This is a genomic window from Massilia sp. TWR1-2-2 (assembly GCF_049897565.1).
Lineage (GTDB): Bacteria > Pseudomonadota > Gammaproteobacteria > Burkholderiales > Burkholderiaceae_D > JAFCUW01.
Genome location: NZ_JAFCWM010000011.1, coordinates 70,797 through 86,308 on the forward strand (window position 1 = coordinate 70,797; position 15,512 = coordinate 86,308).

11 protein-coding genes and 1 pseudogene are annotated in these 15,512 nt (G+C 63.4%); 2 read left to right on the top strand and 10 right to left on the bottom strand.

The annotated features are described in order from the left end of the window. The first annotated feature begins 187 nt into the window (after positions 1-187). Positions 188-1,642: pseudogene (locus tag ACP7DD_RS12355) on the top strand (sodium:solute symporter family protein). A 71-nt stretch (positions 1,643-1,713) separates the two neighbouring features. Here the strand turns inward: ACP7DD_RS12355 and ACP7DD_RS12360 are convergent. The 3 genes from ACP7DD_RS12360 to ACP7DD_RS12370 all read right to left on the bottom strand — a co-directional run bounded on the left by ACP7DD_RS12360 (position 1,714) and on the right by ACP7DD_RS12370 (position 5,377). Continuing rightward, complete coding sequence (locus ACP7DD_RS12360) at positions 1,714-3,099, bottom strand: aspartate aminotransferase family protein (protein WP_426175109.1); 1,386 nt, start codon at positions 3,097-3,099, stop codon at positions 1,714-1,716. A 24-nt stretch (positions 3,100-3,123) separates the two neighbouring features. Further along, complete coding sequence (locus ACP7DD_RS12365) at positions 3,124-4,494, bottom strand: glutamine synthetase family protein (RefSeq protein ID WP_426175110.1); 1,371 nt, start codon at positions 4,492-4,494, stop codon at positions 3,124-3,126. Between the two features lie 121 nt (positions 4,495-4,615). Then, the gene (locus ACP7DD_RS12370; RefSeq protein ID WP_426175111.1) at positions 4,616-5,377 is read right to left on the bottom strand and encodes a gamma-glutamyl-gamma-aminobutyrate hydrolase family protein; all 762 of its coding nucleotides are present in this window, start codon (positions 5,375-5,377) and stop codon (positions 4,616-4,618) included. A gap of 410 nt (positions 5,378-5,787) precedes the next feature. On the opposite strand from ACP7DD_RS12370, the gene gabD reads away from it, so the two are divergent. Continuing rightward, on the top strand, positions 5,788-7,242 hold the full coding sequence (gene gabD, locus ACP7DD_RS12375) for an NADP-dependent succinate-semialdehyde dehydrogenase (protein ID WP_426175112.1): 1,455 nt from the start codon (positions 5,788-5,790) through the stop codon (positions 7,240-7,242). A 76-nt stretch (positions 7,243-7,318) separates the two neighbouring features. Here the strand turns inward: gabD and ACP7DD_RS12380 are convergent, their stop codons facing one another. The 7 genes from ACP7DD_RS12380 to recN all read right to left on the bottom strand — a co-directional run bounded on the left by ACP7DD_RS12380 (position 7,319) and on the right by recN (position 15,494). Further along, complete coding sequence (locus ACP7DD_RS12380) at positions 7,319-7,675, bottom strand: nucleotide pyrophosphohydrolase (protein WP_426175113.1); 357 nt, start codon at positions 7,673-7,675, stop codon at positions 7,319-7,321. Between the two features lie 5 nt (positions 7,676-7,680). Beyond that, the gene (gene can, locus ACP7DD_RS12385) at positions 7,681-8,349 is read right to left on the bottom strand and encodes a carbonate dehydratase (RefSeq protein ID WP_426175114.1); all 669 of its coding nucleotides are present in this window, start codon (positions 8,347-8,349) and stop codon (positions 7,681-7,683) included. Positions 8,350-8,416: 67 nt separating this feature from the next. Beyond that, positions 8,417-9,547: a molecular chaperone DnaJ gene (gene dnaJ, locus ACP7DD_RS12390; protein WP_426175115.1), complete on the bottom strand. Its 1,131-nt coding sequence runs from the start codon at positions 9,545-9,547 to the stop codon at positions 8,417-8,419. Between the two features lie 114 nt (positions 9,548-9,661). Further along, positions 9,662-11,602 carry a molecular chaperone DnaK gene (dnaK, locus tag ACP7DD_RS12395; RefSeq protein WP_426175117.1) on the bottom strand — a complete coding sequence of 647 codons (1,941 nt, stop codon included), beginning with the start codon at positions 11,600-11,602 and terminating at the stop codon, positions 9,662-9,664. A gap of 93 nt (positions 11,603-11,695) precedes the next feature. Further along, entirely contained in the window at positions 11,696-12,235 is a 540-nt protein-coding gene (gene grpE, locus ACP7DD_RS12400; protein WP_426175118.1) for a nucleotide exchange factor GrpE, read from the bottom strand. 354 nt (positions 12,236-12,589) lie between these two features. Further along, positions 12,590-13,696 (bottom strand): ferrochelatase, encoded by a 1,107-nt coding sequence (gene hemH, locus ACP7DD_RS12405; protein ID WP_426175119.1) that lies wholly within the window; start codon positions 13,694-13,696, stop codon positions 12,590-12,592. Between the two features lie 130 nt (positions 13,697-13,826). After that, positions 13,827-15,494 (bottom strand): DNA repair protein RecN, encoded by a 1,668-nt coding sequence (recN, locus tag ACP7DD_RS12410; protein ID WP_426175120.1) that lies wholly within the window; start codon positions 15,492-15,494, stop codon positions 13,827-13,829. Positions 15,495-15,512: the final 18 nt, after the last annotated feature.

Genomic DNA, 15,512 nt, shown 5'->3' on the forward strand with positions numbered 1-15,512 from the left:
TGCATGCTTGTTATTGCACGTCAGCCGCATTCTGGTTGAAAAACGGCTTGATCCAGCGCAGATGCCGCCAGTTGCCGAAATGCCATTCCTCCACGATTGTACTGCCAGAGTGTGCCAGGGCCAACTTCTGGCGCTATAATCGCCGAAATTTACAGACTGAAATTTTGACCAGAATGGGCCGGCAGCGATGAACACCACACTGATTACTTCTGTCGTGCTGTACCTGCTCGGCACGCTGGCGCTGGGAGTGTGGGCCGGCTCGCGCATCAAGAACACCAGCGACTTCGCGGTGGCCGGGCGCAGCCTGCCGTTGATCATGGTGGTGACCACCACGTTCGCCACCTGGTTCGGCGCCGAGACGGTGATGGGCATTCCCGCCCGCTTCGTCCAGGGCGGCCTGAACGCGGTGGTGGAAGACCCGTTCGGCGCCGGCACCTGCCTGATCCTGGTGGGCGTGTTCTTCGCCGCCAAACTGTACAAACTGAATCTGCTGACCATCGGCGACTACTACCGGGTGCGCTACGGCAAAGGCGTCGAGATATTCTGATCGGCGGCGATCATCCTCAGCTATCTCGGATGGGTCGCCGCGCAGATCACCGCGCTCGGGCTGGTGTTCTCGGTGCTGACGGGCGGCGCCATGTCCGAGACCACCGGCATGATCGTCGGCACGCTGTCGGTGCTGATCTACGTGGTGGCGGGCGGCTTCCTGGCCATCGCGCTCACCGATTTCATCCAGATGATCGTGCTGGTGATCGGCATGTCGATCATCGCCTGGTTCGCCGCCGACCTGGCCGGCGGCGCCGCGCCGGTGATGGCGCTGGCGTCGAACGGCGACCTGTGGCGATTCTGGCCGGCGCCGACGTTTACCGATATCGCCTTCTTCGTTGCCGCCGCGGTCACCATGATGTTCGGCTCGATCCCGCAGCAGGACGTGTACCAGCGCGTGATGTCGGCCAAGAACGCGCCGACCGCGCGCACCGGCGCCATCATCGGCGGCGCCAGCTACATCATGTTCGCGTTCGTGCCGATGTTTATCGTCGCCTGCGCCGTCATCGTGCTTGGCGACAGCGGCATGCAGATGGCCAAGAACGACTACCAGCGCCTGCTGCCGACCTTCGTGCTGACCAAGATGCCGCTGGCGATGCAGATCATCTTCTTCGGCGCGCTGCTGTCGGCCATCAAGAGCACCTCGTCGGCCACCTTGCTGGCGCCGTCTACCAGCTTTGTCGAAAACATCCTCAAGCACCTGCGCCCTGACATGACCGACCGCCAGCAGCTGTTCGCGATGCGCTGCTCGATCGTGGTGTTTGCGGCGCTGGTGCTGACGTACGCGATCGCCATGAAGGGCACCTCGATCTACGAGCTGGTGTCGTCGGCTTACCAGGTCACGCTGGTGGGGGCCTTTGTGCCGCTGGTGATGGGCCTGTACTGGAAGCGCGCCACCACCCAGGGCGCGGTGCTGTCGATCGCCGCGGGCATCGTCACCTGGCTGCTGTTCTTCCCGCAGTTGAGCGGCTTGGGCGCGGTGTTCCCGGGCCAGCTGGCGGGTCTGCTGGTGGGGTTCGCCGGCATGTTCATCGGTTCGCTGATGCCGCAGCTGCTGGCCAACCGGCACGATCGGGTCAGGACGCAGACTGCTTGATCGGTCTTCTTTGACAGCCACCACCTTCAGCCACGTCATTCGAGCGCAGGGAACGACGTCTCACAGCTAACTCAACTAGTCATCCCACGGCGCTTGAGCTCCGCCAGCGTGTCGTCGAGCGCGGCGCGGATGCGCTTGACCATCTCGTCGATGTCGGCGCGCGTCATCACCAGCGGCGGCGCGATGATCATGCGGTCGCCGACGGCGCGCATGATGATCCCGTTGGCGAACATGAAGCCGCGGCAGATCATCCCGACGCCGTCGTCGCCGTCGAACACGATGTTGTCGAACACCGTCGCGCCCTTGATGCGCACCAGGTTCAGGCCGGCGACAAAGCCGCAGCTGTCGGCGTGGCCCACCAGCGCATGCGCGCGCAGTGCGCCGAACTTCTCCTTCAGGTAAGGCCCCGTATCGCGCGCCACCTTGCCGACCAGGTCCTCGTCGATGAGGATGCGGATGTTTTCCAGCGCCGCGGCGCACGCCACCGGGTGGCCCGAATAGGTGAAGCCATGATTGAAGTCGCCGCCCTTTTCGGTCAGCACGGTAGCCACGCGGTCGCCCACCAGCACGCCGCCAAGCGGGATGTAGCCGGAGGTGACGCCCTTGGCAAACGCGATCAGGTCCGGCCGGATGCCCATCAGCTCCGAGCCGAACCAGCTGCCCAGGCGCCCGAAGCCGCAGATGACTTCATCGGCCACCAGCAGGATGCCGTACTTGTCGCAGATGCGGCCGATCTCGGGCCAGTAGGTCTTCGGCGGGATGATCACGCCGCCGGCGCCCTGCACCGGCTCGCCGATGAAGGCGGCGACGTTGTCGGGACCGAGTTCGCGGATGCGCTCCTCGAGCCAGCCGGCGGCGGCGATGCCGAATTCGTCCTCGCTCATGCCGGCGCCGCCTTCGAGATAGCTCGGCTGGCCGATGTGGACAATGCCAGGCACGCCAGGTCCGCCCTGCGCGTGCATGCCGGCCATGCCGCCGAGCGAGGCGCCGGCGATGGTGCTGCCGTGATAGGCGTTCTTGCGGCTGATGATGATGTGGCGCTCGGGCTGCGCCTGCAGTTCCCAGTAGCGCCGCACCATGCGTACGATGGTGTCGTTCGCTTCCGAGCCCGAGCCTGTGAAGAACACGTGGTTGAACTGCGGCGGCGACACCTCCACCAGCAGCGCGGCCAGCTGCACCGCCGGCACATTGGTGGTGTTGAAGAAGCTGTTATAGAACGGCAGCTGCTGCATCTGGCGGTACACCGCGTCGGACATGCTGGTGCGCCCGTACCCGATATTCACGCACCACAGGCCCGACATGCCGTCGAGGATCTTGTTGCCCTCCGAATCCCACAGGTAGATGCCCTCGCCCTTTACCATCACGCGCGCGCCGTGTTCGGCCAGCGCCTTGTGGTCGGTGAATGGATGCAGGAAATGCGCCGAATCGAGCCGCTGGATGGTGCGGGTGTCTGTCATTGATTGGTCCATGTTGGCCGCCGCTTAAACGTGCAGCAGCAGGTGCTCGCGCTCCCACGGACTGATGACGGTCATGAACTCCTGGTGCTCGAGGTCCTTGATGGCGGCGTAGACGTCGACGAAGCGGTCGCCCAGGACGGTGCGCAGCTTGTCTTCGGCGCGCAGCAGGTGCAGCGCCTCCGGCAGGCTATGCGGCAGTTCGAACGGCATGTCGTAGGCGCTGCCCGACATCATCGGCGTCGGCTCGATCTGCTCGGTCATGCCGAGGTAGCCGCAGGCCAGCGTCACCGCCAGCGCCAGGTAAGGGTTGGCGTCGGCGCCGATGATGCGGTTCTCCACGCGCCGGTCCTGCACGCCCGACTCGGGCACGCGAAAACCCACTGTGCGGTTATCGATGCCCCACTGGATATTGATCGGCGCGGCGGTGTGGCGCACGATGCGGCGGTACGAATTGACGTACGGCGCGACGATCGCCATCGCCGACGGCATGTAGCGCTGCAGTCCGCCGATGTAGTGCTTGAAGATCGGCGCGGCCGAACCGTCGTCGGCGCTAAAGATGTTCATGCCGGTCTTGATGTCGACCACGCTCTGGTGAACGTGCATCGCCGAACCGGGTTCGCCGGCCATCGGCTTGGCCATGAAGGTGGCGTACATGTCGTGCTTGAGGGCCGCTTCGCGCAAGGTGCGCTTGAAGAAGAACACCTTGTCGGCCAGTCCCATCGGGTCGCCGTGCAGGAAGTTGATCTCCATCTGGCCGGCGCCGATCTCGTGGATCAGGGTGTCGACGTCGAGGTTCATCATCTCGCAGTAGTCGTAGATGTCTTCGAACAGCGGATCGAACTCGTTGACGGCGTCGATGCTGTAGACCTGGCGGCTGGTTTCGGCGCGCCCGCTGCGGCCGACCGGCGCGCGCAGCGGCAGGTCCGGGTCGATGTTCTTGGCAGTGAGGTAGAACTCGAGTTCGGGGGCGACGACCGGCTGCCAGCCCTTGTCGGCGTACAGCTTGAGCACGCGCCGCAGCACCGTGCGCGGCGCGAAGTCGACCAGCGCGCCGTCGGAAAAGTAGCAGTCGTGGATGACCTGCGCGGTCGGGTCGACCGCCCACGGCACCATCGTGATGGTGGTCGGGTCGGCCTTCAGGATCATGTCGCGGTCGGTGGTGGAAATGGCGCGGTCATACGGCGCGTCGCCGACCGGGTAGTTGCCGGTGACGGTCATGCCGAGCACCGCTTCCGGGATGCGCATGCCGCGCTCCTGGGTAAATTTCGCGCGCGGCATGATCTTGCCGCGGGCGACACCGGTCAGGTCGGGAATCAGGCATTCGATTTCGGTGACGCGTTTTTCATTGAGCCACAAATCCATGTCGGTATAGGTGAAGTTTTCGCGGATTGCCATCGTTTTCTCTCTGTTGTCTAATTGGGCCCGCGGCGCCTGGCGCCTGCGGGTGGGTGCGGACGTCGATGGCGGCGCTAGGGGACGCCGGAGGCGGCCCATTGATTGCAGAACATGCGGCAGATCATGCGTCCCTGCCGCGCGCGGCGAGGTAATCGCGGCAAGCCTGGCCGAAGGCGCCGAACAGCTTCATCGACACCGGGTTTTCGGTCAGGCGCCACTCGGGGTGCCACTGCAGCGCCAGCGTGAAGCCAGGCGCGCCGGCCACCGAGAACGCCTCGACCACGCCGTCGGCGGCGCGCGCTTCGATCGCCAGGCCCTTGGCCAGCCGGTTGACGCCCTGGCCGTGCAGCGAGTTGACCTCGATGTCACCGGGGCCGAGGATGCTGGCCATGGCGCCGAGCGGCGTCAGCGCCACCGTATGGGCCGGGCCGTACTGCTGCTCGAGCGCCAGGTCGGGATTTTCGCGGTGGTCCATCAGGCCGTCGACGCCGTGCAGCGCCTGGTGCAGGCTGCCACCGAGGGCGACGTTCATCTCCTGGAAGCCGCGGCAGATGGCCAGGATCGGGATGCCGCGCCGGATCGCCGCGCGAATCAGCGGCAAGGTGGTCTGGTCGCGCGCCTGGTCTTGCGGCAGGCTCGGGTCGAGCACGTCCTCGGAATAATAGCTGGGGTGGACGTTCGAGGCCGAGCCGGTCAGCATGATGCCGTCGCAGGCGGACAGCATGGTGTCGAGTTCGAGCGCGTCGCCAAGCGCGGGCAAGATCAGTGGCGCGCAGGCGGCGCCCTGGACGACGGCGTCGACATACTTGAGTTGCACCGCGTGATACGGATGGGAACCGATATCGCAGGTGCAGGCTGCAACGAGAACGATGGGACGGCGCATACGGGTAACCCTGTGTGTGCTCTTACGCTCGGTCCATGATAAATGCAAATTGGCCCGAGTGCGAGGGGCGGTGGATTCAAATCAAAGTGTTACTTGCCAAAATAATACTGTCAATCGGCCCTTCATGCCAACACGAACGGCAATCCAGCTGCAGACCCAGGTCCGACCCGAAGCAACGCAATTTGGGGTCAGACCCAGGTCTGACCCCAAAGCGACGCGAAGCAACGTCGAGCGACCCGAGGAAAAAGCGGCTACCATGGTGCGGTTGCCAAAATTGATCGCGAGACCACCATGCCGCAATTTGGGGTCAGACCCAGGTCTGACCCCAAAGCGACGCGAAGCAACGTCGAGCGACCCGAGGAAAAAGCGGCTACCATGGTGCGGTTGCCAAAATTGATCGCGAGACCACCATGCTGAACCTGAAAGACCCTTCCCTGCTGCGCCAGCAAGCTTTCCTCAACGGCGAGTGGTGCGATGCCGACGACGGCACCACCATCAAGGTGACCAACCCGGCCACGGGCGAGACGGTCGGCACGGCGCCGCACATGGGCGCGGCCGAAACGAAGCGGGCGATCGACGCGGCCAACGCGGCATGGCCGGCCTGGCGCAAGAAGCCGGCCAAGGAGCGCGCCGCGGTGCTGCGCAAGTGGAACGACCTGATGCTGGAAAACGCCGACGACCTGGCGCTGATCATGACGGCCGAGCAAGGAAAACCGCTGCAGGAAGCGAACGGCGAAGTGGTCTACGCGGCCTCGTTCCTCGAGTGGTTCGGCGAGCAAGCCAAGCGCATCGAGGGCGACACGCTGCAGTCGCCGTGGGCCGACCGCCGCCTGGTGGTCACGCGCGAGCCGATCGGCGTGTGCGCGGCGATCACGCCGTGGAATTTCCCGGCGGCGATGATCACCCGCAAGGTCGGCCCGGCGCTGGCCGCCGGTTGCCCGATCGTCGTCAAGCCGGCTGAGCTGACGCCGTTCTCGGCGTTTGCGATGGCGGTGCTGGCCGAGCGCGCCGGTGTGCCGAAAGGCGTGTTCTCCGTCATCACCGGCGACTCGAAATCGATCGGCCTGGAAATGACGAGCAACCCGATCGTGCGCAAGGTCAGCTTTACCGGCTCGACCCAGGTCGGCCGCATCTTGATGCAGCAATCGGCGCCGACCATCAAGAAGCTGTCGCTGGAACTGGGCGGCAACGCGCCATTCATCGTGTTCGACGACGCCGACCTCGACGCCGCTGTCGAGGGCGCCATCGCGTCGAAATACCGCAATGCCGGCCAGACCTGCGTCTGCGCCAACCGCCTGTACGTGCAGGACGGCATTTACGACAAGTTTGCGGCCAAGCTGGTCGAAGCGGTCGGCAAGCTGAAGGTTGGCAACGGCCAGGAAAGCGGCGTCACGCAAGGCCCGCTGATCGAGGAAAAGGCCGTGCTGAAGGTGGAGCAGCACATCGCCGATGCGCTGTCGAAAGGCGCGCGCCTGATGGTCGGCGGCAAGCGCCATGAACTGGGCCACAGCTTCTTCCAGCCGACCGTGCTGGCCGACGTGACGTCGGACATGCAGGTGGCGACGGAGGAAACGTTCGGGCCGTTGGCGCCGCTGTTCCGCTTCAAGACCGAGGATGAAGTCATCGCGATGGCCAACGATACCGAATTCGGTTTGGCCGCGTATTTCTACTCGCGCGATATTGGCCGCGTGTGGCGCGTCGCCGAGGCGCTGGAGTCGGGCATGGTTGGCGTCAACACGGGCTTGATCTCGAACGAGATCGCGCCGTTCGGCGGCGTCAAGCAATCGGGCCTGGGCCGCGAAGGCTCGAAGTACGGCATGGACGACTACCTGGTCATCAAGTACATCTGCATGGGCGGGATTTAAACCAAGCTCGTGCCCTAAAGACCGTCATCCCGAATGCGCGAGGATGACGACGCTTGCGTCGGCGAATGGATCGCGATTAGTCTTGTGGGTACTCGTTGTACTTGCGGGCGTCGCCGCGGACCTTGTCGGCGGGGTACTTGGCGCGGTTGAGCACCATCTTTTCCAGCACCGCCGCATGCAGGTCGACATCGAGCTTGTCGGCCAGCCGGATCAGGTAGACCAGCACATCGGCCATTTCGTGGCGCACCTGTTCGAGCTTGGCGTCGCCCAGTTCGGCAGCGTCGCCGCGCGCGAGCCACTGGAAATGCTCCAGCAGCTCGGCTGCCTCGACCGTCAGCGCGGCCGACAGGTTTTTGGGCGTATGAAACTGGTCCCAGTCGCGCTCGGCGACGAACTCGCGCATTACATCGCGCAGGCTGGTCAGTTCCCCCATCGGCGTCAGATCTCGTAATTGGCCAGGCGCGCTTCGAACTGCGGCGCCAGGTGCTCGGCCTTGGACACCGTCATGCCGAGGTCGCGCAGCAAGCCGTCATGCAAGCCGTACACCCAGCCGTGCACGCTGAGCTCCTGGCCGCGCTCCCAGGCGTCCCGCACCACCGTCGTCTGCGCCACGTTGACGACCTGCTCGGTCACGTTGAGTTCGCACAGCCGGTTGGCACGGTCGCGCTCCGGCAGCACTTCACCGAGGTACTTCTCGTGTTTCTGGTGCACGTCCTGCACGTGGCGCAGCCAGTTGTCGGCAAGCCCGACGCGGCGGTTCGTCATTGCCGCATGCACGCCGGAGCAGCCGTAGTGGCCGCACACGATAATGTGCTTGACCTTCAGCACGTCGATGGCGAACTGCAGCACCGTCAGGCAGTTCAAGTCGGAATGCACCACCACGTTGGCGATGTTGCGGTGGACGAACAGCTCGCCCGGCGCCAGGCCGAGCAGCTCGTTGGCCGGCACCCGGCTGTCGGAGCAGCCGATCCACAGGTATTCGGGCGATTGCTGCGACGCCAGCGACTTGAAGTAGGTCGGGTCTTCGGCGACGCGCGCCGCCGCCCAGTCTTTGTTGCGCTGAAATAGCTCGTCGGTGGTCAGGCCGGAGCCCGTTACTAGTGTCATTTTAGAATTCCTGTTCGCAAAAAAAACCGCTGAGTGGCGAGTGCCATCTCAGCGGTTCATGGGGTCTTTATTCGAAAAAATCCTTGACCTTGTCCATCCAGCCCTTGCTTTGCGGGCTGTGCTTGGCGCCGCCCTCGACGGTCAGGCGCTCGAATTCCTTCAGCAATTCCTTTTGCTTGTCGGTCAGCTTGACCGGCGTTTCCACCGCCACATGGCAGAACAGATCGCCGGCGTAGCCGGAACGCACGCCCTTGATGCCCTTTGCCTTCAGGCGGAACGTCTTGCCCGACTGGGTACCTTCCGGAATCGTGAACGATACCTTGCCCGACAGCGTAGGCACTTCGATCTCGCCACCCAAGGTTGCCTTCACGAACGAGATCGGCATTTCGCAATGCAGGTCGTCGCCTTCGCGCTGGAACACCGCGTGCGGCTTGATGTGGATTTCCACGTACAGGTCGCCCGGCGGCCCGCCGTTGGTGCCCGGCTCGCCGTTGCCCGACGAGCGGATCCGCATGCCGTTGTCGATGCCGACCGGGATCTTCACTTCCAGCGTCTTGTTGCGCTTGATGCGTCCCTGGCCGCCGCACGGTGCGCACGGATCGGTGATGACCTTGCCGCTGCCATGGCACTTCGGGCAAGTCTGCTGGATGCTGAAGAAACCTTGCTGCATGCGCACCTGGCCGTGGCCGGCGCAGGTGGTGCACGTGGTCGGCGACGTGCCCGGCTTGGCGCCGCTGCCGTGGCAGGTGTCGCACTTGTCCCAGCTCGGCACGCGGATGGTGGTGTCGAAGCCGTGCGCGGCCTGCTCGAGGGTAATTTCGAGGTTGTAGCGCAGGTCGGCGCCGCGGTAGACCTGCGGGCCGGCACCGCGGCCGCGTCCGCCGCCGCCGAAGATATCGCCGAAGATGTCGCCGAAACTGTCGGCAAAGCCGCCCTGGCCGCCGCCGAAGCCGCCGCCACCGCCCATGTTCGGATCGACGCCGGCGTGACCATAGCGGTCATACGCCTCGCGCTTTTCCGGATTGGTCAGCATCTCGTACGCTTCTTTGACTTCCTTGAACTTCTCCTCGGATTCCTTACTGTCCGGATTGCGGTCCGGATGGTATTTCATCGCGAGCTTGCGGTAAGCCTTCTTGATCTCTTCTTCCGAAGAATTCTTGGCGACCCCGAGGATCTCGTAAAAATCACGCTTTGCCATAAATAGGGCACCTTGCTGTCTGTCTGACTACTTGAACTCAATATGCAAAAAAACCGAGCCGGGTAAGCGGCTCGGCATTATATGCTACAACGTTGCTGCTAAATGCTGAGGCGCTTACTTGGCGTCTTTGACTTCCTTGAAGTCGGCGTCGACGACGTCGTCCTGCTTGGCGTTCGATTCGCCTCCGCCAGCCTGCTGGCCGCCTTCGCCGCCGCCGGCCTGCTGCTGCGCCTGCTGGTCGGCGTACATCTTCTCGCCGAGGGTCTGCGCAGCGGTCGACAGCGCCGCCATCTTGCTGTCGATTTCCGACTTGTCGGCCAGCTTCAGGACGCCTTCCAGGTCGGTGATCGCGCTTTCGATCTTTTCTTTCTCGGCAGCGTCAAGCTTCGAACCGAATTCGGTCAGCGACTTCTTGGTCGAGTGCACCAATGCGTCAGCCTGGTTGCGCGATTCGGCCAGCTCTTTCAGCTTGTGATCTTCTTCAGCGTTGAGCTCGGCGTCCTTGACCATCTTCTGGATTTCCGCCTCGGTCAGGCCGGAGTTCGCCTTGATCGTGATCTTGTTCTCTTTGCCGGTGGCCTTGTCCTTGGCGCCGACGTGCAAGATGCCGTTGGCGTCGATGTCAAAAGTCACTTCAATCTGCGGCGTGCCGCGCGATGCCGGCGGGATGCCTTCGAGGTTGAATTCGCCCAGGCCCTTGTTGCCAACGGCGATTTCGCGCTCGCCCTGATAGACCTTGATCGTCACTGCCGGCTGGTTGTCGTCGGCGGTGGAGAACACTTGCGAGAACTTGGTAGGAATCGTCGTGTTCTTGTGGATCATCTTGGTCATCACACCGCCCAGCGTTTCGATACCGAGCGACAGCGGGGTGACGTCGAGCAGCAGCAAGTCCTTGCGCTCGCCCGACAGCACCGAGCCCTGGATCGCCGCGCCGACCGCAACCGCTTCATCCGGGTTGACGTCCTTGCGTGGATCCTTGCCAAAGAATTCCTTCACTTTTTCCTGCACCTTCGGCATCCGGGTCATGCCGCCGACCAGGATGATGTCGTCGATGTCGGAAACCTTGACGCCGGCATCCTTGATGGCCATCTTGCACGGCTCGATGGTGGCGTTGATCAGTTCTTCGACCAGCGACTCGAGCTTCGAGCGCGTCATCTTGAGCGTCAGGTGGACCGGCGCGCCGTTCGCCATGGCGATGTACGGCTCGTTGATTTCGGTCTGCGCGGCCGACGACAGTTCGATCTTGGCGCGCTCGGCCGAAGCCTTGATGCGCTGCAGCGCGATCGGATCCTTCTTCAGGTCCAGGCCATTGATCTTCTTGAACTCGTCGATGATGTAATCGATGATGCGCTGGTCGAAGTCTTCGCCGCCGAGGAAGGTGTCGCCGTTGGTCGACAACACTTCGAACTGCTTCTCGCCGTCGACGTTGGCGATCTCGATGATCGAGATGTCGAACGTGCCGCCGCCGAGGTCATACACGGCAATCTTGCGGTCGCCCTTGTCGGTGCGGTCGAGGCCGAACGCCAGCGCGGCCGCGGTCGGCTCGTTGATGATGCGCTTGACGTCGAGGCCGGCGATACGGCCGGCGTCCTTGGTGGCCTGGCGCTGCGAGTCGTTGAAGTAAGCCGGCACGGTGATGACCGCTTCGGTGACTTCTTCGCCGAGGTAGTCTTCAGCGGTCTTCTTCATCTTGCGCAGGATTTCCGCGGACACTTGCTGGGCTGCCAGCTTTTTGCCGCGCACGCCAATCCACGCATCGCCGTTTTCGGCTTTGACGATCTCGTACGGCATCAGGCCGATGTCTTTTTGGACTTCTTTTTCATCGAACTTACGGCCGATCAGGCGCTTGACCGCGAACAGGGTGTTCTTCGGGTTGGTGACCGCCTGGCGTTTTGCCGGCGCGCCAACGAGGATCTCGCCGTCTTCCTGGTACGCAATGATCGACGGCGTGGTACGCGCACCTTCGGCGTTCTCGATGACTTTCGGCGTACCGTTTTCCATGATCGCGACGCAGGAGTTGGTGGTTCCCAAGTCAATACCGATAATTCTGCCCATGATTGTTGTCCTTTTAGTTACTAAGTTTCAGATAGTTCAAATATGCGGAAGAACTGCGCGCTTTCAAGAGCTTGCGCCGCAGCACCGCTGTTTTTATTTTGCTTGCGCTGCCGTGACGATCGCCGGGCGCAACAGCCGGTCGGCGATCATGTAGCCTTTTTGCAGCACGCTGACGACCGTATTGGCTTCCTGGTCGGCCGGCACGACTGCCACTGCCTGGTGTTTCATCGGGTCGAGCTTGTCGCCCTGCGCCGGCGTCACTTCGACCAGGCGGTTCTTCTCGAATGCCGCGGTCATCTGCTTGAGCGTCATCTCGACGCCTTCCTTCAGCGACTCGACCGACGGCGTAGCGACCTTCAGCGCCATTTCCAGGCTGTCGCGCACCGGCAGCATTGCTTCCGCAAAACTTTCCACGGCAAACTTATGCGCCTTGCTGACGTCTTCCTGGGCGCGGCGGCGAATGTTTTCCGTTTCGGCCTTGGCGCGCATGAACGCATCGTGCATTTCGGCGAGCTTCGCTTCGGTCGCGCTCAGTTGCTGCTCGAGGTCGTTTTCGGCCGGCAAGGCCGACACCTGCACAGTTTCGCCATCATCCAGAGCTTGGGGAACTTCTTGCTTTTCTTGGTCTTGCATCGAAAAAACTCCTAAAAACAATAACTTAGCGGTTGGCCAGCGTGTCTGTATCACCACACTGCGCCCCAGATGGGGCTATACCCGACGTTTTCAAGGGGTTTAGCGTGCGGGCTCGACCGTTCCAGCCAATGTAACTTTTGTTACAACTTTTACCGGTTGGGCGATTCAATTAATGGCCGGGCGCACTACCATGGAGTAACCAAGGCAACGCCCGCGATTGTGCGCCGGCGCCCTTGCCCAGGAGTTCCTCATGAAGCTGCAACTGATTTCGGCAACGGTCGTCGCTTATGCGCTCGGCACGATCGCGTTTATCTGCTACGCCGAGCTGCTGCTGCCTTGACGCACCTTTCTGTGTCAGTCGGCGCCTAGCGCCACTGCGTGCGCACGGCCGACTTCGGCATCCTTCTTTTCCGCATCGCGCTGGGCCGCCGTCATCATCGTCGGCCAGCCGATCAAGTGCTGCTCGGCAATCTCGGCCAGGCCGGCGATCCATGACGGATCTTCGTTCAGGCACGGGATGTAGTGAAACTGCTTGCCGCCGGCGGCGAGGAAATCGTGTTTCGCCTCCATCGCGATCTCTTCCAGCGTTTCCAGGCAATCGCTGGTAAAGCCCGGGCAGATGACGTCGACCTTTTCGAGGCCCTCGCGCGCCAGCTTCTGCAAGGTCGGCGCCGTGTACGGCTGCAGCCACTCGGCCTTGCCAAAGCGCGACTGGAACGTCACCATGTACTGATCGGGCTGCAGGCGCAGCTTGGCGGCCAGCAATCGCGCCGTCTTGTAGCACTCGCAATGGTACGGGTCGCCCAGCATCAGGGTGCGCTTGGGCACGCCGTGAAAACTCATCACCAGCTTCTGGCCGCGGCCGTTGGTTTCCCAGAACGCCAGCACGCTGTCGTGCAGCGCCTCGATGTAGCTGTCGTGATCGTGGTAATGCTTGACCAAACGCAGTTCGGGAATGTTGCGCGCCTTGCCGAAGTAGGCGAACACGGCGTCGAAGATGGACGCGGTGGTGGTGCCGGAATATTGCGGATAGGCGGGCAGGATGACGATGCGCTCGCAATGTTCGGCCTTGAGCTTGTCGAGCACTTCCGGCAGTGACGGCGAGCCGTAGCGCATCGCCATCACCACGCGCAGCGCGTCATGGCCGCGTTCGCCGAGGGCGCCGCGCAGCAGCATCGCCTGCTTTTGCGTGTGCGCTTTCAGCGGCGAGCCGTCGCGCGTCCAGATGCTGCGGTATTTCGCCGCCGACTTGCCCGACCGGAACGGCAGGATGATCAGGTTGAGGATGAACCACCACACCAGGCGCGGGATCTCGACCACGCGCGGATCGGACAGGAACTCCTTCAGGTAGCGCCGCACGGCGCCGCGGGTAGGCTCGTCGGGTGTGCCGAGATTGACGAGCACGACTGCGCTGCGCGCCACGGTGCCATGGGTGAACGGAGGTTCTTTGCGGAAAGACATGGGAGGAAATCTGGAATTAGCGGCAAGGCCGCTATTATAGATATTCCAAGCGATGCAAAATACATATTTTTTCAACCGGGGTCAGTGGCACTGACCCCGGTGGAATTTGGAATTTGACCCAGATGACGTATTAGACCCCTGCCAGCAGTTCGCGCGCGTGCTTGCGGGTGGTAGCGGTGATCTCGAGGCCGCCGAGCATGCGCGCCACTTCCTCGACCCGGGCCTTGTTGTCGAGCACGTCGATGTGGGAGACGGTCTTGCCGGCGTCGGTCGTGCCTTTGGCGACCTGGAAATGCTGGTTCGCCTGGCTCGCCACCTGCGGCAAGTGCGTCACGCACAGCACCTGGCGTTCCTGGCCGAGCCGCTTGAGCAGCCGGCCGACCACTTCGGCCACTGCGCCGCCGATGCCGCTGTCGACCTCGTCGAAGATCAAGGTCGGCGTGGTCGTGGCGTTCGAGGTGATGACGGAAATGGCCAGCGCGATGCGCGCCAGTTCGCCGCCGGAGGCGACCTTGGCCAGCGGCCGCGGCGCCACGCCGGCGTGGCCGGCAACCAGGAACTCGACTTGCTCGAGGCCGTTTGAACTCGGCTCGCTCGGGTTCAGGCCGACCGCGAAGCTGCCGCCTGTCATGTTCAGTTCCTGCATTGCCGCCGTCACCTGGATGCCCAGCTGCCTGGCGGCCGCCGCGCGAATCTTCGACAGCCTGGCCGCCGCCGCCATGTAGCGCGCCTCCACCAGTTGCTCCTGCTTGCGCAAGCCGTCCATGTCGCTGGCGTCGGCCAGCTGGCGCAGTTTTTCGGCCAGCGCCGCGTGTTCGGCCGGCAAATCTTCCGGCGCAACGCGGTAATTGCGCGCCGCGCCGTGCAATGCTTCGAGGCGCGCATCGACCTGGCGCAGCCGCTCAGGGTCGAGTTCGACCTTGTCGAGATAATCGTTGAGCGCGTACACCGCTTCCTGCAACTGGATGCGGGCCGGCTCCATGCAATCGAGCACGCCTTGCAGGCCGGCATCGACATCGACCAGCTTGCCCAGCTTGGCGTTGAGCGACGACAGCTGCGACAGGATCGGGTGGTCCGATTCGGAAATGGCGGCGAGCGCCTCCTGCGCGCCTTCGAGCAGGCTGGCGGCGTGCGACAGACGGCTGTGTTCGTTGCTAACCTCGGTCCACTCGCCCGGCTTGACCGCCAGCTTGTCGAATTCGCCCACCTGCCATTCAAGGCGCTCGCGCTCGATCAGCACGTTCTTGGCGTCATGCTCGAATTCCGCGCGCTGGCGCACCAGCGCGCGCCACTGCTTGTGGCTGGCGGCAACTTCCTGCGCAATCAAGGCAGCGCCGGCATCCTTGAAGCCGGCCTGGTTGTCGAGCAGCGCCCGCTGGGCGTCGCCCTTGAGCAAGGACTGGTGCGCATGCTGGCCGTGGATGTCGACCAGCATGTCGCCGAGGTCGCGCAGCTGGGTGGCGGTGGCGGCGATGCCGTTGATGTAGGCCTTCGAGCGGCCGGCGTTGTCGATCACGCGGCGCAGCAGCGCGCCGCCTTCGTCGATGGCAAATTCGTTGTGCGCCAGCCAGGCAGCGGCCGCCTCGCTGACGGTGAAATCGGCCGTGATGTCGGCCTTGGCGGCGCCCTCGCGCACCACCGACGCGTCGCCGCGCCCGCCGAGCGCGAGCTGCAGCGCGTCGATCAGGATCGACTTGCCGGCGCCGGTCTCGCCGGTAAAAACGGAAAAGCCACTGGCGAACTCGAGTTCGATGGCATCGACGATCACGAAATCGCGAATAGTAAGTGTACGCAGCATGTATAAGTAATATGTGTT

Bases quoted from the DNA above. Each gene is read 5' to 3' on its own strand.
- ACP7DD_RS12360 (WP_426175109.1), bottom strand. From the start codon at position 3,099: ATGACAGACACCCGCACCATCCAGCGGCTCGATTCGGCGCATTTCCTG.
- ACP7DD_RS12365 (WP_426175110.1), bottom strand. From the start codon at position 4,494: ATGGCAATCCGCGAAAACTTCACCTATACCGACATGGATTTGTGGCTC.
- ACP7DD_RS12370 (WP_426175111.1), bottom strand. From the start codon at position 5,377: ATGCGCCGTCCCATCGTTCTCGTTGCAGCCTGCACCTGCGATATCGGT.
- gabD (WP_426175112.1), top strand. From the start codon at position 5,788: ATGCTGAACCTGAAAGACCCTTCCCTGCTGCGCCAGCAAGCTTTCCTC.
- ACP7DD_RS12380 (WP_426175113.1), bottom strand. From the start codon at position 7,675: ATGGGGGAACTGACCAGCCTGCGCGATGTAATGCGCGAGTTCGTCGCC.
- can (WP_426175114.1), bottom strand. From the start codon at position 8,349: ATGACACTAGTAACGGGCTCCGGCCTGACCACCGACGAGCTATTTCAG.
- dnaJ (WP_426175115.1), bottom strand. From the start codon at position 9,547: ATGGCAAAGCGTGATTTTTACGAGATCCTCGGGGTCGCCAAGAATTCT.
- dnaK (WP_426175117.1), bottom strand. From the start codon at position 11,602: ATGGGCAGAATTATCGGTATTGACTTGGGAACCACCAACTCCTGCGTC.
- grpE (WP_426175118.1), bottom strand. From the start codon at position 12,235: ATGCAAGACCAAGAAAAGCAAGAAGTTCCCCAAGCTCTGGATGATGGC.
- hemH (WP_426175119.1), bottom strand. From the start codon at position 13,696: ATGTCTTTCCGCAAAGAACCTCCGTTCACCCATGGCACCGTGGCGCGC.
- recN (WP_426175120.1), bottom strand. From the start codon at position 15,494: ATGCTGCGTACACTTACTATTCGCGATTTCGTGATCGTCGATGCCATC.